This is a genomic window from Mycobacterium sp. 852013-51886_SCH5428379, from assembly GCF_001665575.1.
GTDB lineage: Bacteria > Actinomycetota > Actinomycetes > Mycobacteriales > Mycobacteriaceae > Mycobacterium.
Map to the genome: position 1 here is coordinate 43,336 of NZ_LZSU01000021.1, position 23,171 is coordinate 66,506.

Annotated in this window: 21 protein-coding genes; 6 read left to right on the forward strand and 15 right to left on the reverse strand. The window is 70.4% G+C overall.

Annotation, left to right across the window (positions count from 1 at the left end; all coding sequences use genetic code 11):
• Positions 1-28: 28 nt before the first annotated feature.
• The 10 genes from ftsW to A5757_RS09835 all read right to left on the reverse strand — a co-directional run bounded on the left by ftsW (position 29) and on the right by A5757_RS09835 (position 12,448).
• Positions 29-1,594 (reverse strand): putative lipid II flippase FtsW, encoded by a 1,566-nt coding sequence (ftsW, locus tag A5757_RS09790; protein ID WP_066832563.1) that lies wholly within the window; start codon positions 1,592-1,594, stop codon positions 29-31.
• 6 nt (positions 1,595-1,600) lie between these two features.
• Positions 1,601-3,067, reverse strand: coding sequence for a UDP-N-acetylmuramoyl-L-alanine--D-glutamate ligase (gene murD, locus A5757_RS09795; protein WP_066832565.1), 1,467 nt, complete (start codon positions 3,065-3,067; stop codon positions 1,601-1,603).
• A 1-nt stretch (position 3,068) separates the two neighbouring features.
• Positions 3,069-4,148 carry a phospho-N-acetylmuramoyl-pentapeptide-transferase gene (gene mraY, locus A5757_RS09800; RefSeq protein WP_066832566.1) on the reverse strand — a complete coding sequence of 360 codons (1,080 nt, stop codon included), beginning with the start codon at positions 4,146-4,148 and terminating at the stop codon, positions 3,069-3,071.
• Positions 4,148-5,686: a UDP-N-acetylmuramoyl-tripeptide--D-alanyl-D-alanine ligase gene (gene murF / locus A5757_RS09805; RefSeq protein ID WP_066832568.1), complete on the reverse strand. Its 1,539-nt coding sequence runs from the start codon at positions 5,684-5,686 to the stop codon at positions 4,148-4,150. The genes mraY and murF overlap by 1 nt, the downstream gene beginning before the upstream one ends.
• Positions 5,683-7,197, reverse strand: coding sequence for a UDP-N-acetylmuramoyl-L-alanyl-D-glutamate--2,6-diaminopimelate ligase (locus A5757_RS09810; protein WP_066832577.1), 1,515 nt, complete (start codon positions 7,195-7,197; stop codon positions 5,683-5,685). Before A5757_RS09810 ends, murF begins: the two co-directional genes overlap by 4 nt.
• Positions 7,198-7,252: 55 nt before the next feature.
• Positions 7,253-9,187: a penicillin-binding protein 2 gene (locus tag A5757_RS09815; RefSeq protein ID WP_066832579.1), complete on the reverse strand. Its 1,935-nt coding sequence runs from the start codon at positions 9,185-9,187 to the stop codon at positions 7,253-7,255.
• The gene (locus tag A5757_RS09820; protein WP_066832581.1) at positions 9,184-10,191 is read right to left on the reverse strand and encodes a hypothetical protein; all 1,008 of its coding nucleotides are present in this window, start codon (positions 10,189-10,191) and stop codon (positions 9,184-9,186) included. The genes A5757_RS09815 and A5757_RS09820 overlap by 4 nt, the downstream gene beginning before the upstream one ends.
• Positions 10,188-11,207 (reverse strand): 16S rRNA (cytosine(1402)-N(4))-methyltransferase RsmH, encoded by a 1,020-nt coding sequence (gene rsmH, locus A5757_RS09825; RefSeq protein WP_066832584.1) that lies wholly within the window; start codon positions 11,205-11,207, stop codon positions 10,188-10,190. The genes A5757_RS09820 and rsmH overlap by 4 nt, the downstream gene beginning before the upstream one ends.
• A gap of 127 nt (positions 11,208-11,334) precedes the next feature.
• The gene (gene mraZ / locus A5757_RS09830; protein WP_066832587.1) at positions 11,335-11,766 is read right to left on the reverse strand and encodes a division/cell wall cluster transcriptional repressor MraZ; all 432 of its coding nucleotides are present in this window, start codon (positions 11,764-11,766) and stop codon (positions 11,335-11,337) included.
• A 277-nt stretch (positions 11,767-12,043) separates the two neighbouring features.
• Positions 12,044-12,448: a DUF3040 domain-containing protein gene (locus A5757_RS09835; protein ID WP_066832590.1), complete on the reverse strand. Its 405-nt coding sequence runs from the start codon at positions 12,446-12,448 to the stop codon at positions 12,044-12,046.
• Between the two features lie 243 nt (positions 12,449-12,691).
• Between A5757_RS09835 and A5757_RS09840 the strand changes: the two genes are divergently transcribed.
• The 4 genes from A5757_RS09840 (at position 12,692) to A5757_RS09855 (ending at position 16,754) form a co-directional block, all read left to right on the forward strand.
• Complete coding sequence (locus tag A5757_RS09840) at positions 12,692-13,282, forward strand: N-acetyltransferase (protein WP_066832592.1); 591 nt, start codon at positions 12,692-12,694, stop codon at positions 13,280-13,282.
• Between the two features lie 78 nt (positions 13,283-13,360).
• Positions 13,361-13,990 (forward strand): DUF3153 domain-containing protein, encoded by a 630-nt coding sequence (locus A5757_RS09845; protein ID WP_082929399.1) that lies wholly within the window; start codon positions 13,361-13,363, stop codon positions 13,988-13,990.
• Between the two features lie 84 nt (positions 13,991-14,074).
• A complete protein-coding gene (gene idsA2, locus A5757_RS09850) occupies positions 14,075-15,157 on the forward strand; it encodes a bifunctional (2E,6E)-farnesyl/geranyl diphosphate synthase (protein ID WP_066832596.1) in 1,083 nt (360 codons plus the stop codon).
• A gap of 16 nt (positions 15,158-15,173) precedes the next feature.
• Positions 15,174-16,754: an alpha-(1->6)-mannopyranosyltransferase A gene (locus A5757_RS09855; protein WP_066832598.1), complete on the forward strand. Its 1,581-nt coding sequence runs from the start codon at positions 15,174-15,176 to the stop codon at positions 16,752-16,754.
• Here A5757_RS09855 and A5757_RS09860 read toward each other — a convergent pair.
• Positions 16,645-17,046: an Rv2175c family DNA-binding protein gene (locus A5757_RS09860; RefSeq protein WP_066832603.1), complete on the reverse strand. Its 402-nt coding sequence runs from the start codon at positions 17,044-17,046 to the stop codon at positions 16,645-16,647. The genes A5757_RS09855 and A5757_RS09860 overlap by 110 nt on opposite strands.
• 45 nt (positions 17,047-17,091) lie before the next feature.
• Between A5757_RS09860 and A5757_RS09865 the strand changes: the two genes are divergently transcribed.
• Positions 17,092-18,282, forward strand: a complete 1,191-nt coding sequence (locus A5757_RS09865) for a protein kinase (RefSeq protein WP_369815930.1) — start codon at positions 17,092-17,094, stop codon at positions 18,280-18,282.
• On the opposite strand, the gene A5757_RS09870 is transcribed toward A5757_RS09865, so the two are convergent.
• From A5757_RS09870 to A5757_RS09880, 3 genes are read right to left on the reverse strand one after another with little or no spacing between them, the layout of a single operon-like run.
• The gene (locus A5757_RS09870) at positions 18,283-19,680 is read right to left on the reverse strand and encodes a class II 3-deoxy-7-phosphoheptulonate synthase (protein WP_066832608.1); all 1,398 of its coding nucleotides are present in this window, start codon (positions 19,678-19,680) and stop codon (positions 18,283-18,285) included.
• Between the two features lie 14 nt (positions 19,681-19,694).
• Entirely contained in the window at positions 19,695-20,201 is a 507-nt protein-coding gene (locus A5757_RS09875) for a polyadenylate-specific 3'-exoribonuclease AS (protein ID WP_066832612.1), read from the reverse strand.
• The gene (locus A5757_RS09880) at positions 20,202-21,023 is read right to left on the reverse strand and encodes a hypothetical protein (RefSeq protein ID WP_066832931.1); all 822 of its coding nucleotides are present in this window, start codon (positions 21,021-21,023) and stop codon (positions 20,202-20,204) included.
• A 131-nt stretch (positions 21,024-21,154) separates the two neighbouring features.
• Here A5757_RS09880 and A5757_RS09885 point away from each other — a divergent pair, with 131 nt between their 5' ends.
• On the forward strand, positions 21,155-22,429 hold the full coding sequence (locus tag A5757_RS09885; protein WP_066832615.1) for a glycosyltransferase 87 family protein: 1,275 nt from the start codon (positions 21,155-21,157) through the stop codon (positions 22,427-22,429).
• Here A5757_RS09885 and A5757_RS09890 read toward each other — a convergent pair.
• Positions 22,426-23,130 (reverse strand): 1-acyl-sn-glycerol-3-phosphate acyltransferase, encoded by a 705-nt coding sequence (locus A5757_RS09890; protein WP_066832617.1) that lies wholly within the window; start codon positions 23,128-23,130, stop codon positions 22,426-22,428. The two genes, A5757_RS09885 and A5757_RS09890, sit on opposite strands and share 4 nt — an antisense overlap.
• Positions 23,131-23,171 lie beyond the last annotated feature (41 nt).

Here is a 23,171-nt window from a genome sequence, read left to right on the forward strand (position 1 = left end):
CGGCTCTTGCGCTCCTGACCCGACCCGCTCACCCGTAACGCTGACCTTCCGTGGTGCGAGGCCGTCGGCCCTGCTGGCGCTGACCGGTCCGATGGCCGGCTTGCCGGGCCTTCTTCTGATCCATGGACCGTTGAACGCCTACATGATGCCTTGAGCCGCGCACCGGCCGATCGGCCGCCGGGGGTTTGCGCCGGGGTTCCTGGCGGGCGGGTCGGCGCGGTTTCGCCGCGGACCGGTCCGGCCGCGACCGCAGCCGGTCGCGCGCCCGCTCCAGCGGCGTGGGCACATACGGCTCCGGCAGCGGCAGTCGCAGCAACCGGGTCACCCGGTCGTCACCACCGGCCCGCAGTGCGGCCACCGCCTCGGGTTCGTGGCGTGCGGCGTTGGTCACGATGCCGAGCATCAGCATCGTCGTCGCCGTCGACGTGCCGCCCGCCGAGATCAGCGGCAGCTGCAGTCCGGTGACCGGCAGCAGGCCCACGACGTAGCCGACGTTGATGAACACCTGACCGAGAATCCAGGTGGTGGCCGTCGCGGACAGCAGCCGCAGGAACGGGTCGGCCGAGCGGCGCGCGATGCGCATGCCGGTGTAGGCGAACAGGCCGAACAGCCCGAGTAGACCGGCAGCGCCGACGAAACCGAGTTCCTCACCGATGATCGCGAAGATGAAGTCGTTGTGGGCGTTGGGAAGGTAGTTCCACTTGGCGGTGCCCTGACCGAGACCGTCGCCGAAGAAGCCGCCGTTGGCGAGCGCGAACTTGGCCTGTCTGGCCTGATAGCCCGAACCCTGCGCGTCGGCACTGGGGTCGAGCCACGACTGCACGCGCGCCGACCGGTAGCCCTCGGCCATCGCCAGCACGCCCGCCGACACCATGACCGCGAACAGCGAGCTGAGGAACACCCGCAGCGGCAGACCGGCGTACCAGAGCAGGGCCAGCAGGATGATGCCGAGCGAGACGGTCTGTCCGAGGTCGGGCTGGGCGACGATGAGCGCCAGCGCGATGACGGCGGCGGGCACCAGCGGGATGAGCATCTCGCGCAGCGACGCCCGTTCCAGCCGGCGCGCAGCCAGCAGATGCGCACCCCAGATCGCGAAGGCGATCTTGGCCAGCTCCGAGGGCTGCATCGAGAACCCGGCCACGACGAACCAGCCGCGGGATCCGTTGGCCACCTTGCCGATGCCGGGGATGAGCACGAGGATCAGCAGCACGATCGTGAACGCGAAGCCGGGGAACGCCAGCCGGCGCATCATGGCGACCGGCATGCGCAGCGCGGCGTAGAACGCGACCAGCCCGACCGCGGTCCACATCACCTGCTTGGCGAACACCGCCCACGGTGAGCCGTCGGAGTCGTAGGAGTACACCCCCGACGCCGAGAGCACCATCGTCAGCCCCAGGGTGACCAGCAGCGCGGTCACGGCGATGATCAGGTGGAACGAGGTCATGGGCCGGCCCAGCCAGGCGCCGAAGCGGGTGCGCGGCAACACGATCGCCGCCGTCGGCGCGGACTCGGCCGCGCCGCCGTCCGCGGTCGGCTCGGCGTCGCCGGTGGCGGTGGCGCCGGAGCGCCGCAGCCGCGACAGGAAGGTGGCCACGGCCGGTTACCTGATGCCGGTACGCACCGCGGCGGCGAACGCGTCACCGCGTGCGCCGTATCCGCTGAACTGGTCGAACGACGCCCCCGCCGGCGCCAGCAACACAGTGTCGCCGGCGCGGGCGAGTCCGCGGGCCGCGTCGACCACCGCCGTCATCACGGCGCCGGACAGCGGCTCCCCGGACGCGTTGACCACTCGAGTCACACGTTTCACATCTGACTCATTTGCCCCATGCACCCCAGAATCCTCCCCCGTCACCACCTCGACGACGGGGACATCCGGGGCGTGTCGCGATAACGCCTCCGCGACCACCGCGCGGTCACGGCCGATGAGGACCGCCCCGGCCAGCCTGTCTGCGACGGCGGCGACCAGGCCGTCCACCGACGCGCCCTTGAGCATGCCGCCGGCGATCCACACCACCCGCGGATGGGCCGCGATCGACGCCTGGGCGGCGTGGGGGTTGGTGGCCTTGGAGTCGTCGACATAGGTGACGCCGTCGATCGTCTCGACCACCTGGGCGCGGTGTGGGCCGACGCGGAACGAACGCAGCGCCGCGGCGACCGCGTCCGGCGGTACACCCGCGGCGCGGGCCAGCGCCGCTGCACCCAGCGCGTTGAGCACCCCGACCGGACCGGCGACCGGGATGTCGGCGGTGTGCGCCAACTCCACCCCCGCGCCGCCGAAGACCCGGTCGACGAGGACGCCGTTGCGGACCCCGAACTCGCCCGGTCCGGGCTCGCCCAGCCGGAATCCTGTGCGCACCGCGGCGCCCGCGCCGTCGAGCAGGCCCGCGGCCACCGGATCGTCGAGTCCCACGACGGCCACCCGGCCGTCGAGCACCCTGGCCTTGTCGGCGGCGTAGGCCGCCATCGAGCCGTGCCAGTCCAGATGGTCCTCGGCGACGTTGAGCACCACCCCGGCGTCGGGCCGAACCGACGGCGCCCAGTGCAGCTGGAAACTCGACAGCTCGACGGCCAGGATCTCGGCCGGTTCGCTCAGCATGTCGAGTACGGGGTTGCCGATGTTGCCGCACAGCACCGCACGCCGGCCTGCGGCGAGCAGCATCTCGTGCAGCATCGAGGTGGTCGTGGTCTTGCCGTTGGTGCCGGTGACCACGAGCCAGCGTCGGGGCGGCCCGAACCAGCCTGCCCGGTCCAACCGCCACGCCAACTCGACGTCCCCCCATACGGGCACCCCGGCCGCCGCCGCGGCGGCGAGCACGGGCGCGGTCGGGGGGAAGCCGGGACTGGTGACGACCAGCGCGTAGTCACCGATCGCGGCGACGGCCTCGGCGGTGGTGACCACCCGCGCCGGGGTGACCAGCCGCTGCAGCGCCAGCGGATCGTCGTCGCAGATCGTCATCCGCACCCCGGTGGGTTCGAGCACCGCGCTGACCGAGCGGCCGGTGAGACCGGCTCCGGTGATCAGCACCCGGGCGCCGGGGGTGAGCGGATCGACCACCGCGCGCGCCACGTCAGGCTCCGACGGCGGTGAGCCACTCGCTGTAGAACAGCGCCACCCCGAGTCCGCAGGCGATGGCCGTCAACAGCCAGAACCGGATGATGACGGTGGTCTCCGCCCAGCCGACGAGCTCGAAGTGGTGGTGGAACGGCGCCATCCGGAACACCCGCCGTCCGGTGGTGCGGAACGCCAGGATCTGCACGACCACCGACGTCACCTCGGCGACGAACAGGGCGCCGAGCACGACGGCCAGGATCTCGGTGCGGCTGGTGACCGACAGGCCGGCGATGATGCCGCCCAGGCCCAGGGATCCGGTGTCGCCCATGAAGATCTTGGCCGGCGCGGCGTTCCACCACAGGAAGCCGATACAGGCGCCCGCAGCGGCCGCGGCGATCAGCGCGAGGTCCAGGGGGTCACGCACGTTGTAGCAGCCCAGGCCGGGGCTGGTCGCGCAGGCGTTGCGGTACTGCCAGAAGGTGATCAGCACGTACGCCGCGCACACCATCGCCATCGCGCCGGCGGCCAGCCCGTCCAGCCCGTCGGTGAAGTTCACCGCGTTGGACCAGGCGCTGACGATGACCACGCAGAACAGGACGAAGATCATCGGCGCCATGGTGACCGTGGCGATCTCGCGGACGTAGGACAGCTCGGCGCTGCCCGGGGTCAGCCCGTCGGCATTGCGGAACTGCAGGGCCAGCAGCCCGAACAACACCGCGGCCGCGAGGATCCCGACCGTCTTGGCGGTCTTGTTGAGGCCGAGGTTGCGGGCGCGGCGGATCTTGATCAGATCGTCGATGAAGCCGACCGCGCCGAGCGCGGTGGCCAGGAACAGCACCAGCAGCCCCGACGCCGAGGGCCCCTGACCACCGAGGGCGACGCCGACCAGATGGGTGCCCAGGTAGCCGGCCCAGATGCCCGCCAGGATCGCGACGCCGCCCATCGACGGGGTGCCGCGCTTCTTGTGGTGGCTCGGCGGGCCGTCTTCGCGGGTCTGATGGCCGAAACCCTGCCGGGTGAACAACCGGATCAGCACCGGGGTCAGCAGGATCGACACCGTCAGCGCGATGCCGACGGCGATGAGGATCTGCCTCATCAGGCCTCCCGACCGGACGGACCGTCAGCGGCCAGCGCGTCGGCCAGCGGCCCCAGCCCCGCCGAGTTCGACGCCTTCACCAGGACGACGTCGCCGGGGGCGAGCTCCTCGCGCAGCAGGCTCAGCGCGGCGTCGGCGTCGGCGACCTGCGTCGACTCCGAACCCCAGGAACCCTCCATGACCGCCCCGTGATGCATGGCGCCCGCTGACCTCCCGGATCCGACGACGATGAGTCGAGACACATCTAAGCGCACCGCGAGCCGGCCGATGCCGTCGTGCTCGGATATCGAGTCGTCACCGAGCTCGGCCATCTCCCCCAGCACCGCCCAGGCGCGCCTCCGCTCCCTGCCGGAAGCATTCCCCGGGTCGCTTCGCTCCTGCCCGCCGGACCGCGCCATCCAGGCCAGCGCCTTGAGCCCCGCCCGCATCGAGTCGGGGTTGGCGTTGTAGGCGTCGTTGATGACAGTGACGCCGTCGGCGCGGGTGGACACCTGCATGCGGTGCCGCGACATCGGCCCGGCGCCGGCGAGTGCGCCGGCGACCTGCTCGACGGTGGCACCGCATTCCAGGGCGACGGCGGCCGCGCTCAGCGCGTTGGACACCTGATGGTCGCCGTGCACCGCGAGCGTGACCGGCGCCGACTGCGGGCCGGCGTGCAGGGTGAACCGCGGGCGGGCGAGCTCGTCGAGGTCCACGTCGTCGGCCCAGACGTCGGCGTCGCGGTCCCGGGAGACGTGCACCACCCGGGCCTCGGTCACCGCGGCCATCGCCGCCACCGCGGGATCGTCGGCGTTGAGGATGACCACCCCTGACGACGGAACAGCCTGTGGGAGTTCAGATTTGGTCGCTGCAATAACCTCGCGGGAGCCGAATTCGCCGAGGTGTGCGGTCCCGACGTTGAGCACCACCGCGATCGACGGCGGCGCGATCGCGGCGAGCGCGGCGATGTTGCCGGGGTGCCGCGCCGACATCTCCAGCACCAGGAAGTCGGTCGAGCGGGTCGCCCGCAACACCGTCCAGGGATGCCCGAGCTCGTTGTTGAAGGAGCCGGGCGGGGCGATCACCTCACCCAGCGGTGCCAGCACGGCCGCGACCAGATCCTTGGTCGAGGTCTTCCCCGACGACCCGGTGATCCCGACGATGCGCAGGCCGCCTTCGACCAGTTCGGCGGCGACCGCCGCGGCGAGCTTGGCCAGCGCGGCCAGCACCGCCGCGCCCGCGCCGTCGGTGTCGTGCTCGAGCACACCCGCACCGGCATCGGCGAGTGCGGCGGGACTGGGCTCGACCACGACCGCGGGAACCCCGACCGGCCGGGCCGCCAGCACGGCGGCCGCGCCCGCGGCGACCGCCCCGGCGGCGAAGTCGTGACCGTCGGCGCGCGCGCCGGGCAGTGCGAGGAACAGGCCCCCGGGAGTCACGGCGCGCGAGTCGAATTCGACGCTGCCGGTGATGACGGTGGTGGCCGCGTCCTCGTCGGAGATGTCGGCCAGCCGGCCGCCGACGATCTCGGCCACGCGGGCGAGGGTGAGTTCGATCATCGGCGGGCGTCCAGTGTGTCGGCCAGTACGGCGCGGTCGTCGAACGGGCGGGTCTCGCCACCCGCGGTCTGTCCGGTTTCGTGCCCCTTACCCGCGACGAGCACGACGTCGCCGGGCCGCGCCCAGGCCACCGCATGGGCGATGGCCTGGCGGCGGTCGCCGACCTCGACGATCTCCGCGTCGCCGCCGGCCGAGCGGGCGCCGTCGATGATCGCCGCGCGGATCGCGGCCGGGTCCTCGCTGCGGGGGTTGTCGTCGGTGACGACGACCAGGTCGGCCAGTTCCGCGGCCACGGCGCCCATCGGCTCCCGTTTCCCGGGATCGCGGTCACCGCCGGCCCCGAAGACCACCGCGAGCCGTCGGGTGCTGCTCCCCCGCAACGTCTCCAGGACCGCGCGCAGCGCACCCGGTTTGTGCGCGTAGTCCACCAGCGCCAGGAAATCCTGTCCGCGTTCCACCGCCTCGAGCCGGCCGGGCACCGTGGCTGCGCGCAACCCGGGTGCCGCCTGCTCCGGCGAGACCCCGACGGTGTCGAGCAGCGCGACCGCCAGCAGCGCGTTGGCCACGTTGTAGGCGCCGGGCAGGGTCAGCCGCAGCCCGTGGTGCACTCCCGCCGGGTCGACGGCGGTGAACTCCTGGGCTCCCCCGTCGACCGCGCGGGCGTCCTCGGCGCACCAGTCGGCCGACCGGCCCGTGGCGCTGACCGTGACCGCCTTCCCCGCCCTGGCCGCCATCGCGCGGCCGTACTCGTCGTCGACGCACAACACCGAAACGGACGCACGGGCCGGGGACTGCGGGTCGAACAGGCGTGCCTTGGCCTCGAAGTAGTCCGGCATCGTCGGATGGAAATCCAGGTGATCGCGCGAGAGGTTGGTGAATCCACCCGCTGCGAACTGCACGCCGTCCACCCGTCCGAGCGCCAGCGCGTGGCTCGACACCTCCATCACCACGGTGTCGACGCCCTGCTCGACCATCACGGCCAGCAGCGCCTGCAGATCGGGGGCCTCCGGGGTGGTCAGCGCGCTGGGTTCGTCGCGTCCGGCGATGCGCACGCCTACCGTGCCGATCAGGCCCGCGACCCGGTCGGCCGCCCGCAGTCCCGCCTCGAGCAGATAGGTCGTCGTCGTCTTCCCGGAGGTGCCGGTGACCCCGATGACGCGCAGCCGCCGCGACGGGTGGCCGTACACGGTGGCGGCGACCTCGCCCAGGACGGCACGCGGTTCGGGGTGGACGATCACCGGGACGGGCGTGGCCTCGAGCAGGGCCGCGCCGGCCACATCGGTCAGGACGGCCACGGCGCCGCCGGCCACCGCGTCGGCGACGTAGTTCGCCCCGTGCGAGGTGGCGCCGGGCAGCGCGGCGAACAGGTCACCGGGCAGCGCGTCCTGACCGCGCAACGTCACGCCGGTCACCCGGGTGTCGGCCACCGGCAGGGTGACGGGGACAGCCCGCACCTGCTCGGCGAGGGCTGAGAGCCCGTATCCGGCGGGCTGGCGGGGACGCAGCTTCATGGCCTGAACACAGTACCGACACGGCACTGCTCCGGGGCCCACCGACCGCGCGGACTCAGGTGGCCTGCAGCGTCAGCGGGGGGCCCGGATCGGCCGACAGCGGCACGTTCTCCCGCTGCAACAGCCACTGGGCGATGTTGTGGAACAACGGCGCGGCCGACGATCCGGGCGAACCGTCCGCCGCCCGGTGCGGGGCGTCCATCATGATGCCGATGACGTAGCGAGGATCGTCCACGGTGGCCATCCCGGCGAAGGTGATCCAGTAGACGTCGCTGTAGTAGCAGCCGCACGCCGGGTTGATCTGCTGGGCGGTGCCGGTCTTGCCGGCGATCTGATAGCCCGGCACGGCCGCGGCCGGCCCGGTGCCCTGCTGGACGCCCATCGGATCGCGTTGCACCACGGCCCGGAACATGTTGCGCACGGTGCGCGCGGTCTGCGCCGAGACCACGGGGATGCCGTCGGGCCGGGGTTCCTCGGTGCGCGTGCCGTCGGGGGCGATGGTCGCCTTGAGGATGCGCGGCGGGATCCGCACCCCGTCATTCGCGATCGCCTGGTACATCCCGGCCATCTGCAGCAGCGTCATCGAAAGGCCCTGTCCAATGGGCAGGTTGGCGAACGAGCTGCCCGACCACTGGTGGATGGGCGGGACCAGACCCGCGCTCTCCCCCGGCAGGCCGACGCCGGTGCGCTGACCGAGGCCGAACTTCTTGAGCATCTCGGCGTAGCGCTCCTCGCCGACCCGCTCCGCGAGCATCAGCGTGCCGACGTTGGAGGATTTACCGAACACCCCGGTGGTGGTGTAGGGCTCGACGCCGTGATTCCAGGCGTCGCCGACGGTGACACCGCCCATCCGGATCGAACCGGGAACCTGCAGCACCTCATCGGGATTGGTGAGCCCGTACTCGACGGCGGCCGCGGCCGTCACGATCTTGTTCACCGAGCCCGGCTCGAACGGCGACGACACCGGCAGATTGCCGATCTGGCGGTTCTCCTGCCGCCCGATGTCCTGGCTGGGGTCGAACGTGTTGTCGTTCGACATGGCCAGCACTTCAGCGGTTTTCGCGTCGAGGACGACGGCCGAGACGTTCTTGGCACCGGAGGCGTCCTTGGCCATCTGGACCTGCTGCTGGACGTAGAACTGGATGTCGTCGTCGATGGTGAGCTGGACAGTGGACCCGTCGACCGCCTCGTGCCGGTTGCGGTAGCTGCCGGGGATGACCACCCCGTCGGAGCCGCGGTCGTAGGTGACCGATCCGTCGGTGCCCGCCAGTACGGCGTCCATCGAGTCCTCGAGTCCGAGCAGTCCATGGCCGTCCCAGTCGATTCCGCCGATCACGTTGGCGGCCAACGACCCGCCCGGGTACTGGCGGATGTCCTGACGCTCGGAGCCCACCTCCGGGAACTCCGAGGTGATCGCGTTGGCGATCCCCGGATCGACCGCGCGGGCGAGGTAGACGAACGTCTCGTTGCTCCGGAGCTTCTTGAGCACCGTCTTGGCGTCGGGTTTGTTGCCCAACCGGGCGGCCACCGCGTCGGCGATCTCCACGAGTCTGCGCGCGGTCTCGGGCGCCTCGTCGGATTTGGCGCGGGCCTCGTCGAGCATCTTGCGCACCTTGACCGGCTGGAACGTCAGCGCCCGAGCCTCGATCGTGAACGCCAGCTTGTCTTCGGAGCGGTCGATGATGCTGCCGCGCACCGCCTTCTGCACATCGGTCACCTTGAGCTGACCGGCGGCCTCAGCCCGCAGTCCTTCGGCGCGCGGTACCTGCAGATTGAACAGCTGACCGCCCGCGACGAGCAGCAGCACGAAGATCACCGCGTTGCCCGCACGATGCCGGAACACGAAAGACGAACTGCGCAAACCGTTTTCGGCACCGGTCGGGGCGGGTTTCCTGACCCGCCTCGCTTTCGCCGAACGCCCCGGGACAGCGGCTTTCGCGCTCGACTTACCCCGCGGCGTGGCTCCCCGGGCCGCGCCGCGCCGGCTCACGCGCCGGCCCCCGGCATCGGTGCGAACTGTTCGCCGACGACGGCCGGGCCGGGCTGCGGGGAGGCGGCGTCAGCGGCGAGGTGATCGGGGCCGAAGGCCGCGGGCGGCGCCGGCACGGGCAGCGGCACCGCGACGGGCGCCTGCGGTACGACGGGCACGGGTGCCTGCGGGGCCGGCGCGGCGCCCGGCACCGAGGGGACGGCAGCACCGGGGACGAGATGCGGTGTCCCGCCCAGCGGTGCGGCCGGTGTCAGCGGATTCTGGGTCACACGCACGGGCACCTCTCGAGTATCGACGACGCGCGGCGGATTCCCGGCAGCCGGCGGTGGCGGCGGCGTGTCCTCGGGCAGGGGCGTGTTCAGCGGCGGCGGCGGAACGCCCTCGGCCGGCTTCGGTTCGCCGACGACGATCCAGTTGCCCGCCGGGTCCTGGACCAGGTGGGCGGTGCTGCGCGAGGGGATCATGCCGAGCGTGCGGGCGGCCTCGGCCAGCGCCGGTGCGGCCTGCGCTTCGAGGACGTCGCGCTCGAGCGCCTCCTTCTGTTGCAGCAGGCCCTGATTCGTCTCCTTGAGCGCGCCCAGCTGGTAGGACCGCTCGGCCGCACCCGTGGACAACCACAGCGTGATACCCAGGCCGAGTCCGAGCGCACCGATGACCAGTACGACGAACGGCACCCGGGACAGCAGTTCACGGGGGTTCAGCTCGATGGACGCCAGTTTGAGGATCAGCCGCTCGCGCAGTGGCGGACGAACGACCTTGGGCGCCTTCGCCTTTCTGGCCTTCGCCCGCGCCTTGGCCTGAGTGGCGTTCTTGGGCCGCCCCGGCTGTCCGGCCGGCCGGCCGGTCGGTCGGGGAACGGGACTGGTCTGGGGCGCCGAGCGCGGATCGCGCGTCGGCCGGGCCCGACCGGGCGCGGCCTCGACACCTCGCCGGGCGGTGCGGGTCTGCTGACGCGGGTTACGACGTTGGTCCCCACGCACCGGAGCTGATCGCTTGGGCTTCATGGCTTCTTCCCTCTCCGGACATTCGGGGATCTGGCGGGGTTCTGGTCGGGGTTCCTCTTCGCGTCCTTCTCCAGCGCACGCAGCCGCACCGGCGCGCTGCGCGGATTGCGCTCGATCTCCTCGGGGGTGGCGCGCTCGGCGCCCCGCGTCAATGCGGTGAATTCGGGTTCGTGGCCGGGTAATTCGACCGGCAGACCCTCGGGGGTGCGCGACGCGGTGGCCGCGGTGAATGCGGTCTTGACGATGCGGTCCTCGAGAGACTGATAGGACATCACCGCGATCCGTCCGCCGCGGTCCAGTGCCGCCAGCGCGGCCGGGATGGCCGCGCGCAGCGAGTCCAGTTCGCCGTTGACTGCGATGCGCAGCGCCTGGAACGTCCGCTTGGCGGGATGACCGCCGGTGCGCCGGGCCGGTGCCGGAATGGCGTCGTAGAGCAGCTCGACGAGTTCGCCCGTGCGCGTGAACGGAGTGCGGCTGCGCCGGCGCACGATGTGCGCGGCGATCCGGCCGGCGAACCGTTCCTCGCCGAACTCCCGCAGGATCCGGCTCAGCGCCCGCTCGTCGTAGGTGTTGAGGATCTCGGCCGCGGTCAGCGGTGCGTCGGAGTCCATCCGCATGTCCAGCGGTGCGTCCGCGCTGTAGGAGAATCCGCGGTCGACGCGGTCGAGCTGCATGGACGACACACCGAGGTCGAAGAGGAAGCCGCTCACGTCGTCGGCCCAGGAACCGGCCTCGGTCAGCGCGTCATCGATGCCGTCATAGCGGGTGCGGACCAACAACGCCCGGTCGCCGAACTCGGCCAACCGGTCGCCGGCGATCTGCAGGGCGTCGGGGTCGCGGTCGAGGCCGATGAGCCGCAGTCCCGGCAGTTCGGTGAGAAATCGGTGGGCGTGGCCGCCCGCGCCGAGCGTGGCGTCGACGAGCACCGCACCGCGGCCGTCGGCATCGAGCCGGGTCAGCGCAGGCGTGAGAAGTTCGAGGCATCGGTCCGCCAGGACCGGGATGTGCTGCTCCATCGCCACCCCCCGGGTGTGGGCCCCTGCACCGAGGTCCCTGTCCGAGTGCGCGGTCCTGGCGTCGGGGAAGTACGCCAGGCCCGGATCGGACAGAGGCCACGTTGCACGGGCCGGATCGAAGGCCGGTTCAGATGATGTCGCGCAGAGTTTCATCAGTCGCCGCGGAGAAGTTCTCTTCGTGGGTCTGCTGGTACTCCTGCCAGGCCGCGGCGTCCCAGATCTCGAGGTAGTCGACCGAGCCGATCACCACGCAGTCCTTCGACAGGTTTGCGTAGCGGCGGTGGTCGGCCGACAGCGTGATCCGGCCTTGCCCGTCTGGGTGTTGTTCGTCGGTGGCGGCTGCCAGATTCCGCAGGAACGCGCGAGCTTCCGGATTGCTGCGCGAGGCCTGCGAGGCCCGGCGGGCCAGTTTCTCGAATTCCGCGCGCGGATAGACGGCGAGGCTGTGGTCCTGACTCTTGGTGACCATCAACCCCCCTGCCAGCGCGTCGCGGAACTTGGCGGGCAGTGTGAGCCGCCCTTTGTCGTCGAGCTTCGGCGTGTAGGTGCCCAGAAACATCCGGCCACCTCCTGCCACTCAGAGCCCCGGTTGCTCCGATGTACGCCACTTTACCCCACAATCCCCCACTTTGCGCCATTGAATGCGCGCGGAATGTCGGTGTGGCCCCACTTCGGGCCCTGACGAGCTTAGCCACCGGCGTAAATCACCGCGCTGCGGGAAAAATGCCCAGGTCAAGGATGGTGGGGCGGAGTGGGGGGACGCGGCCCTTCCGAAGGAGGCCAGACACCAAAAAGGGGTAGCCCTGGTGGGCTACCCCTCGAGATCGCGGTGCGACCTACTCGTCGAACCGCCGGCGGAACCGGTCTTCCATCCGGCTGGTGAACGAGCCGCCATGCGTGCCCTTCGGACGCTTCTGACGGGAGCCGCCGGACTCGGGCGCAAGGTCCCGGCCGCCCACCACGCGCGGACCGGTCATCGCGAAGATGACCCCGCCGAACATCACGATGAAGCCGATCACCGACAGCACCGGCAGGCTGCCGATCCACGTGGCCCGGAACGCCACGCCGGCGACCAACATCGCCAGGCCGAGGACGAAGAGTGCGACGCCTTGCAGCCGGCGACGCGCCGACGGCGCCCGAAGGTTCCCACCGCGCACACTCGACGCGAATTTGGGATCCTCGGCATAGAGCGCGCTCTCGATCTGATCGAGCATGCGCTGCTCATGATCGGAGAGTGGCATTCGTCCCTCCTCGCCGCCTGCGGCCATTCGTTCAAACGTCGGAGTGCCCGCGTTCACGGTGCACTGTCTCAATGATACGAGGTCGATCTTGCCCGTACCACCAACTTCGACCGCCGATTGTATGACCTGCGCCGCCCGTGGGAACCCCCACCCGGTGCCCCTGATAATGGGAGAAGGAGCTTCACCCCAAGATCTCCGACGGCTTCACCCGAACTTCTCCGAAAAGGACAGAGGATCCGGCCTGTGGCGACGCATCTGATCGACCTGTCGCAGGCCGACATGCAGCACCGGCTGGCCGATGCGCTGAGCATCTACGTCGACGCGATGCGCTATCCGCGCGGCACCGAGGAACAGCGCGCATCGATGTGGCTGGAACACACGCGCAGGCGCGGCTGGAAGGCCGTCGCGGTCGTCGCGACACCGGACCGCGGCACGGACCCGGACGACCTGGTCGGCGCGCCGATGCTGGGGGTGGCCTACGGCTACTGCGGCGCCCCCGACCAGTGGTGGCAGCAGCAGGTGGTGTCCGGCCTGCAGCGCGTCGGCGCGCCGAGTGACCGGATCTCCGATCTGATGGGCGACTACTTCGAGCTGACCGAACTCCACATCTCCCCCCGGGCGCAGGGCCGAGGTCTCGGTGAGGCGCTGATCCGCCGACTGCTGGCCGACCGGGCCGAACGCCATGTGCTGCTGTCGACGCCGGAAATCAACGGCGAGGCCAACAGGGCGTGGCGGCTCTACCGCAGGCTCGGCTTCAGCGACGTCATCCGCGGCTACCACTTCGCCGGCGATCCCCGCCCGTTCGCGATCCTGGGCCGCGCACTGCCGCTGTAGCCGGGCATCTGGCACGATGACCCCGTGCGCGCCCGCCGACACCGTACCCGCCTGGTGGCGTGGGTGCTGTTGCTGTTGATGCTGCCCACGATCGTCGGCTGTGTGCGTGTGCGCACCTCGATCACCGTGTCGCCCGACGACCGGGTGTCCGGGCAGATCGTCGCCGCGGTCAAACCCAGCTCGGACGACGACAGGGGTCCGCAGCTGCTCAACAACCTGCCCTTCGCCACGAAAGTCGCCGTGTCGGAGTACAACCGCGACGACTACGTCGGATCCCAGGCGGTGTTCTCCGACCTCACCTTCGCCGAGTTGCCGCAGCTGGCCAACATGAACCGCGATGCGGCCGGCGTCGACATCTCTCTGCGCCGCGCCGGCGATCTGGTGATCCTCGAGGGCCGGGTGGATCTGACGTCGCTGAACTCCCCCGACGCCGACGTGTCACTGTCGGTGTCGTTCCCCGGCGAAGTGACCTCGACCAACGGCGATCAGCTCAGCTCCGACATCGTCGAGTGGAAACTCAATCCCGGGGTGGTCAGCACCCTCAACGCCCAGGCGCGCTACACCGACCCGAGCGCCCGGTCCTTCACCGTCGCCGCCATCTGGCTGACCGTGGCGACGCTGGTGGTGGCCGGCATCATCGGCGCGCTGGCCTGGCACAGCCGCGACCGCTCGCCCAAGGTCGGCGATCCCGCACCCACCGACCCCTGAGGTTCGGCGCGGCGGGACGCCACACGCACTACTGTCTAGGCCCTGGGGGGCCGAACTAGCCGGAGAAAGGGGCGCCTGCTGAGCGTGGATGCTGCGGCACCGTCAGCCGTGGAGCTGGCCCGAGCCGTCACCGATCAGTTGCGGGAGTACCTGTCGATCCGCCGTCGCGACGCCGGCTACATCGGCGCCGACTACGCGGAGTTGACCGCCGCCCTCGAGGAGTTCGTGCTGCGCGGCGGCAAACGGCTGCGCCCCCTGTTCGCCTATTGGGGCTGGCGGGCGGTCAGCGATCAGCAGACCGCCGATCCGGCGACGCTGCGGCTGTTCGGCGCGCTGGAACTGCTGCACGCCTGCGCGCTGGTGCACGACGACGTCATCGACGCGTCGGCCACCCGCCGCGGCCTGCCCACCGTGCACCGGCACTTCTCCGACCGCCACCGGGACCGGGACTGGCACGGATCGTCGGACCAGTTCGGGTTGTCCGCGGCGATCCTCGCCGGTGACCTGTCCCTGGTCTGGGCCGACGACATCGTCGCCTCCGCTGACCTGTCCGTCGACGCGCACCGACGCGTCCAGCGGGTGTGGAGCGACATCCGCACCGAGGTCCTCGGCGGGCAGTACCTCGACATCGTCGCCGAGGCGAGCCGCGCGGAATCGGTGGCGTCGGCGATGAACGTCAACACCTTCAAGACCGCGTCCTACACCGTCGCGCGCCCGCTGCAGATGGGCGCGGCCGCGGCCGCGGACCGCCCGGACGTGCAGAAGATCTTCCACGAGGTCGGCAACGACATCGGCGTGGCGTTCCAGCTGCGCGACGACGTACTCGGCGTCTTCGGCGACCCCGCGGTCACCGGCAAGCCGTCGGGGGACGATCTGCGCTCGGGTAAGCGCACCGTCCTGCTGTCGGAGGCCCTCGAACTGGCCGGCCGAACCGATCCGCGCGCGGCCGACCTGATCCGCGCCTCGATCGGCACCGACCTGTCCGACGCCCAGGTGCGCGAGGTGTGCTCGGCGATCGAGTCGGTGGGCGCGCTCGCCGCCGTCGAGGAGCGGATCGAGCTGCTGTTCCGCCGATCGCTGGACCTGCTCGACTCCGCCCCCATCAACGCCCAGGCGAAGGTGGGGCTCGCCGAGCTCGCCGGATTGGCCGCCAACCGGTCTGCCTAGATCGGCGCACACGAACATGGCATCACCTGTGCTCAGCCCCGCGACTCGGCTGCTCGACTTCGTCCGGTCCGCGGAGGCCAAACCCGCGCTGCTCGGCTGCCTGGGCGCGCTGCTGATCGCGATCGGGGCGCCCGGGGCAGGCAGCACCCGCCTGCACGATCCGCTGCTGGAGTCGCTGCACCTGTCATGGCTGCGGTTCGGCCACGGTCTGGTGCTGTCGTCGGTGCTGCTGTGGAGTGGCGTCGCGCTGATGCTGATCGCGTGGCTGTGGCTGGGCCGGCGGGTGGTCGGGGACGATCCGGAGCGCCGGCCCACGGAGTACACGCTGATCGCGACGACGGGGATCTGGCTTCTGCCGCTTCTGCTGTCGGCGCCGGTGTTCAGCCGCGACACCTACTCCTATCTGGCCCAGGGCGCGCTGCTGCGCGACGGCTTCGACCCCTACGTGGTCGGCCCGATCGCGAATCCGAATTCGCTGCTCGACGACGTCAGCCCGATCTGGACGACCACCACGGCGCCCTACGGCCCGGCGTTCATCCTCGTTGCGAAGTTCGTGACGATGCTGGTGGGCAACGACGTGCTGGCCGGGACGATGCTGCTGCGGCTGTGCATGCTGCCGGGGCTGGTGCTGCTGATCTGGGCGGCCCCGCGGGTGGCGCGCCACGTGGGCGCCAGCGGCGCGGCGGCGCTATGGATCTGCGTGCTCAACCCGCTGGTGATCATCCATCTGATGGGCGGCGTGCACAACGAGATGCTGATGGTCGGGCTGATGATGGCCGCGCTGGCGCTGACTCTGAACCGGCATCCGGTCGCCGGGGTCAGCGTGATGGCCACCGCCGTCGCGGTCAAGGCCACCGCCGGTCTGGCGCTGCCCTTCATGGTGTGGATGTGGATGCGTCAGTTGCGCGATCAGCGCGGTTACCGGTCCCCGCGGGCGTTCGCCGTCGCCACCGCTGCGTCGGTGCTGATCTTCGGCGCCGTGTTCGCCGTGCTGTCCTGGGTGGCCGGAGTGGGTCTGGGCTGGCTGACGGCGCTGGCGGGTTCGGTGAAGATCATCAACTGGCTGACGGTGCCCACCGCCGTGGCCAATCTGACCAACGCCGTCGCCGGACTGTTCGTCCCGGTGAACTTCTACGCCGTCCTGGAGGCCACCCGCATCGCCGGCGTGGCGATCATCGCGATCACGCTGCCGCTGATCTGGTGGCGGTTCCGGCACGACGACCGCGAAGCGCTCGTCGGCATCGCCGCGGTGATGGGCGTCGTGGTGCTGTTCGTTCCGGCCGCGCTGCCTTGGTACTACACGTGGCCGCTCGCGGTGGTGTCGGCGCTGGCCCGCTCACGGCGCGACATCGCGCTCATCGCCGGGTTCTCCACCTGGATCATGGTGATCTTCAAACCCGATGGCGCACACGGGATGTACTCGTGGCTGCACGTGCTGCTGGCCACCGCGTGCGCGGTGGCGGCGTGGTACTCGCTCAGCAAGCCGGTCAGTAGGCCATCGCCTGGGCCCGGCGCACCACCTCACGGGCCTGATGAGAGTGCAGTGCGTCGACCGGCCTGGCGTTGGGCTGGGCTTCGGTCGAGCCGTCCCGGCTGATCGTCAGCGACGAATCCGGGGTGAACAGCCAGCGCACGATCTCGGTGTCGTCGTAACCGCCATCGCGCAGCACCACCAGCAGACCGGGTAGCGCCTTGGCGACGCGTCCGCGGTCGTCGAAGAAGATCTTGGGCACCACCAGTTTGCCGTCGCGGCGCACCGCCATCAGGTGCCCTTCACGCAATTCGTGATGGACGCGGGTGACGACCATGCCGAGCAGTTCGGCGACAGCGGGCAGATCGTAGACGGGCTCGTCGGGGTCGAGGACGTCGTCGGCAGCGGGAATGCTCACGCTGCCGAGTCTAGGGTCCGCCGGCCGACTCGTAACATGTGTTCGATGCAGCCCACTCCGCCGGCGGATCCTCTGGTCGGTGCCGTCCTGGATGGGCGCTACCGCGTCGACGCCCCGATCGCCACGGGCGGTATGTCGACGGTGTACCGCGGGCTCGACGTCCGGCTCGACCGGCCGGTCGCGCTGAAGGTGATGGATTCCCGGTACGCGGGCGATCAGCAGTTCCTGACCCGCTTCCAGCGGGAGGCCAAGGCGGTGGCGCGGCTCAAGGATCCCGGTCTGGTAGCGGTCTACGACCAGGGCCTGGATGGGCGGCACCCGTTCCTCGTGATGGAACTGGTGGAGGGCGGCACGCTGCGCGAGCTGCTGCGCGAGCGTGGGCCGATGCCGCCGCACGCCGCGGCCGCGGTGCTGGGCCCGGTGCTGTCCGGGCTCGCCGTCGCCCACCGCGGCGGTCTGGTGCACCGCGACGTCAAACCCGAGAACGTGCTGATCTCCGACGACGGCGAGGTCAAGATCGCCGACTTCGGTCTGGTGCGGGCGGTCGCCGAGGCCCAGATCACTTCCACCAGCGTCATTCTCGGCACGGCGGCGTACCTGTCCCCCGAACAGGTCGGCACCGGCACCGCCGGACCCGGCAGCGACGTCTACGCCGTCGGCATCCTGGCCTTCGAGATCCTCACGGGGACAACGCCTTTCAATGGCGACAGCCCGCTCGCGGTGGCCTATCAGCGGATGGACCACGATGTGCCGCCACCCAGTACGGTGATCGCCGGGGTGCCCGCCGAATTCGACGAGCTGGTGCTGCGGGCCACCGCCCGCGACCCCGCCGACCGATTCGCCGACGCCCTGGAGATGGGCGCCGCCGTCGACGATCTCGTCGACGCGCTCGGGCTGCCGCCGTTCCGGGTGCCCGCGCCACGCAACTCCGCTGAACACGCCTCGGCCGCGCTCTACCACAGCCGGCTGGACGAGCGGCAGGACGCGACCGACGACATCACCAGTTCAGCCTCACCCGCGGCCGCGCCGGAGCCGCCCCGTCACCACACCCGCGTCATGATGGCGCCGCCTCCGGTCCGGGACCAATTCGCCGGCATCGACATCGCCGATTTCCAGTGGGCGCGTCAGCGCGCCAAGCGGGTGCTGCTGATGTGGGTGATCGCGGTGATCACCCTGACGGGGCTGCTGGCCGCCGGTGCGTGGACCCTCGGTACCAACCTGCCGAACCTGCTGTAACTAGTCGCGCAACATCTCCGCGACCAGGAACGCCAGCTCCAGGCTCTGCTGGGTGTTCATCCGCGGATCGCAGGCGGTCTCGTAGCGGCCGGCCAGATCGGAGTCGGAGATGTCCTGCGCGCCACCGAGGCATTCGGTGACGTTCTCGCCGGTGATCTCGACGTGGATGCCGCCGGGATGGGTGCCCAGCGCCCGGTGCACCTCGAAGAAGCCCTGAACCTCGTCGACGATGCGGTCGAAGTGCCGGGTTTTGTAGCCCGTCGAGGACTCGTGGGTGTTGCCGTGCATCGGGTCGCACTGCCAGATCACCTGGTGACCGGCGGCCTGCACCTTTTCGATGATCGGGGGCAGCAGATCGCGCACCTTGTGGTTGCCCATCCGGGTGACCAGGGTCAGGCGGCCCGGCTCGTTGTGCGGGTCGAGGCGCTCGACGTACTCCACCGCCGTCTCCGGCGTCGTGGTCGGTCCGAGCTTCACGCCGATCGGGTTGGCGATCGTCTCGACGAAGGCGATGTGGGCGCCGTCGAGCTGGCGGGTGCGCTCCCCGATCCAGACGTAGTGCGCGGACAGGTCGTAGAGGCGCGGTTCGGGCTGCTCGACGGGGAAATCGTTGGACAGCCGCAGCATCGCGCGCTCGTAGTCGAGCACCAGCGCCTCGTGGCTGGCGAAGATCTCGGCGGTCTTCAGGTTCGGGTCGTTGACGCCGCAGGCGTTCATGAAGCGCAGCCCGCGGTCGATCTCACCGGCCAGCGCCTCATAGCGGGCACCAGCGGGCGAGGTGCGGACGAACTCGCGGTTCCAGTCGTGCACCAGATCCAGCGAGGCCAACCCGCCGGAGGTCAGCGCGCGCACCAGGTTCATCGCGGCGCTCGCGTTGGCGTAGGCGCGGACCAGACGCGACGGATCGTGCTCGCGCAACGCCGCATCCGGGGCGAAGCCGTTGATCATGTCGCCGCGGTAGGACCGCAGCCCGAGGGCGTCGATGTCCGCGGAGCGTGGTTTGGCATACTGCCCGGCGATGCGCGCCACCTTCACCACGGGCATGCTCGCGCCGTAGGTCAGGACGACGGCCATCTGCAGCAGCGTGCGGATGTTGGCGCGGATGTGCGGTTCGGTGTTGTCGGCGAACGTCTCGGCGCAGTCCCCGCCCTGCAGCAGGAACGCCTCACCGCGCGCCACGTCGGCCAGCAGGGACTTCAGCCGCTCGATCTCGGAGGCAACGGTGATCGGCGGCACGCTCTCGAGCACGGTCCGCATGGCCGAGGCCACCTCGGGGTCCCAGCTGGGCTGCTGCAGCGCCGGCCGCGCGAGCGCGGCGTCGAGCCGTTGCCGCAGGTCATCGGGCAGCGGCGGCAGGTCTGGCAGCTGTTCGATGGGAACGTCGACGGTCCAGTTCACCCGTCAATGGTAAGTCAGGCCCGCGGACGCCCATCCAGGCCGACCACCCCGGTCATGATCTGGTACCGCAGCAGATTGTGCTTGGCGTCGACCAGCGCGTCGTGGGCGTCGCGTGGACGCGGTGGCATCCGGGGCGAACCGCGTTCCTCCCAGAACTGGCGCAGCTCACGGGTGAACCGTGGCATCTCCGGTGGCAGGCTGGTCATCGGGCCCCACAGCTGGCACAGCACGACGTGGTCGTAGGCGCCCACCCAGGCCCACAGCTCGATGGATTCCGGACCGTCGATACCGAAGAAGTCCTCGAGCTCCTCGCGGATCTGCCTGCGCGAGCGCCACACCTTCGACGCCGGTGACGGCAGCTTGGGCAGCACGTGTTTGCGCACCCAGCTGCCGGCGCGCTCGGGATCGAATTCGGTGGACACCGCGTAGTACTCGCGGCCGTCCTCGGCGGCCACCCCGATCGAGATCAGCTCGATGGTCCGGCCGTTGTCGATGAACTCGGTGTCGTAGAAGTAGCGCATCTACACCCCCACCGCCTGAACCTCGGGGGCGGGTGCGGCGTGAATCTCCTTGTCGAGCTGCTCGTCGACCTGCGCGTCGTCCGGGAAGTGCGGTTCCCCGGCGACGACGTGCTGCAGCCACAGTTTGGCCTGTACGACCGGTCGGCGCAGCCGTCGTTCCCGTTCCAGGGCGCGGTGCATCTTGCGCGGCCGGCTGGTGTAGCGCCAGCGAGCCCACGGGGCGTGCGGCCGCGACAGCCGGATCGCACCGACGAACAGCAGCGGCGTGATGAACATGCCCACCAGACCCGTCCACACCTTGCCCTTGAACAGGACGACCACCGCGAGCGCCAGGGTCAGGACCGCCAGCACGATGACACTGACCCTCGCCTCGACGGTGTGGTCGCTCTCCCAGATGCCCACGTCGAAGAACGACAGCGGGTTGAACCCGAGGATGAGCAGACCGGCCACCGCGACGGCGGCGAACACCGCGTCGACCGAGGTGCGCCCGTCCTCGGACCAGTAGACGTCGGACAGGTGCAGGATCAACGCGAACTCGTCGAGCACCAGGGCGGCGCCGATTCCGAAGACGGTCGCGGCCGCCGTCATGACCTGCACGCCGCCGCTCACGGTCAGCGTCACCATCGTCAGCCCGGACAGCAACACCAGCACCACACCGATGACGACGTGATGGATGTGGGTGCCGCCCGCGGCGGAGATGTTGCGCGGCTGCCACCACCGCCGCGGCCCGTGATTGTCGGCGTTGGCGCGGATGTAGCGCACGATCGTGCGGGTCACCAGGAACGTCAGCAGGAACGCGACCAGACAGAACAGCAGCGGCATCCGGTCCGAGGTGAGGAAATCCAGCCGCAGCTGAAGGCTCTCGTGCACGGTCGAGAACTTACGCCGCGCGCAGGCCGTCACCACAGGGATACCACTCGACGCGCCGGGCCACCGATAGTCTGTTCGGCGACATGAGTACTCGGCGGTCGCCTGCCTGGGCGCCAACCCTCGCGTGGCGGCTGTTCTGCCTTCTGACAGTCGCCGCACTCGGCTACGCCGGATGGCGGCTGCTGGGGCACGTGCCCTACCGCATCGACATCGACGTCTACCGGATGGGCGGCCAGGCCTGGCTGGACGGCAGGCCGCTGTACGCCGACGACGCGACGTTCTCCACCAAAATCGACCTGGATCTGCCGTTCACCTATCCGCCGCTGGCGGCGATCGTGTTCGCGCCCTTCACCTGGGTCTCGCTGGAAGTGGCGAGTACGGCCATCACGGCGATCACGCTGGTGCTGCTGATCGCGGCGATGACGATCGTGCTGACCCGCCTGGACGTCTCGCCCCCGGACCGGCTGTCGTCGGCACCCATATGGCTGCGCCGGGTGTGGATCGCGTCCGCGATCGTGGCGCTGGCGGCGATCTTCTGCGAGCCGATCAAGGCGAACTTCGACTTCGGCCAGATCAACGTGGTGCTGATGACGCTGGTGATCGCGGACTGCGTACCGCGCCGCACCCCGTGGCCGCGCGGGCTGCTGCTGGGCCTGGCGATCGCGCTCAAGCTCACCCCGGCGGTGTTCCTGCTGTACTTCCTGCTGCGCCGGGACGTGCGGACGATGCTGACGACCGCGGCGTCGGTGGTGGTGCTGACCCTGATCGGGTTCGCCTTCGCCTGGCGGGACTCGTTGGAGTACTGGGGCCACACCCTGCGCGACACCGACCGGATCGGCGCGGCGACGCTGAACACCAACCAGAACATCGCCGGGGCGCTGGCGCGCATCGGGCTCGGCGAGGACGTCCGCTTCGTGGTCTGGGTGATCGCCTGCTTCGCGGTGCTGGGGTTGACGGTGTGGGCGGCGCGGCGGGCGTTGCGGGCCGACGAACCGCTGCTCGCGCTGATCAGCGTGGCGATGTTCGGGCTGGTGGTCTCACCGGTGTCGTGGTCGCATCACTGGGTGTGGTCGCTGCCGACGGTGGTGGTGACCGCGGTGGTGGCCTATCGGCACCGCAACACGGCCCTGGCGGTCGTCAGCGCGCTCGGTGTCGCGCTGATGGTGTGGTCGCCGTTCACCCTGATGCCCAAACACCGCGAGACGACGGCGCCGCTGTGGCGTCAGCTGGCCGGCGGGTCCTACGTGTGGTGGGCGATCGCGGTCATCATCGCGGCGGCGACGGTCACCGCGGTGGCGGTCCGGCGCAGGAACGGCGAGGACGTCGACTCCACGCCGCCGGTACCCGCGACGCGTTAGCCGGCGAGTTGCGCGGGGCGCTCGACGGGTTTGCCGTCTTTGACGTCGGCGGCGTACAGATCGACGTATTCCTGGCCCGACAGCCGCATCAGTTCGTACATGACCTCGTCGATGACGGCACGTTCGATGAAGCGGTTACCGGCCAGCCCCTCGAAGCGGCTGAAATCCATCGGCTTGCCGAATTTGACCTGGACCTTGCCGAACCGCCACATCTTGCTGCCGGGCGGGTTGACGGAGTCGGTGCCGATCATCGCGACGGGGATCACCGGCACGCCCGTCTCCAGCGCCAGCCGGGCCAGCCCGGTCTTGCCCTTGTAGAGCCGGCCGTCCGGGGACCGGGTGCCCTCCGGGTACATGCCCAGCAGCTTGCCCTCGCCGAGGATGCGCTGGGCGGTGACCAGGGCGGCCTGCGCCGAATCCGCGTCGGTCCGGTCGATCGGCACCTGACCGGCGACGGTGTAGAACCAGCGCTGGAACCAGCCCTTGAGGCCCGTGCCGGTGAAGTACTCGGCCTTGGCCAGGAACGTGATGCGCCGGTTGACGACGAGCGGCTTGTAGAAGCTGTCCGCCACGGCGAGGTGGTTACTGGCCAGGATCGCCGCGCCGGAACGCGGAATGTTCTCCAGCCCTTCAACTTTCGGCCGCCCGAGCAGCGACAGCAAGGGTCCCATGAAGATGTACTTGAACAGCCAATACCACATGGGCCCTCCGAATCGGCTGCACCGGACGGTGCACTGCGACA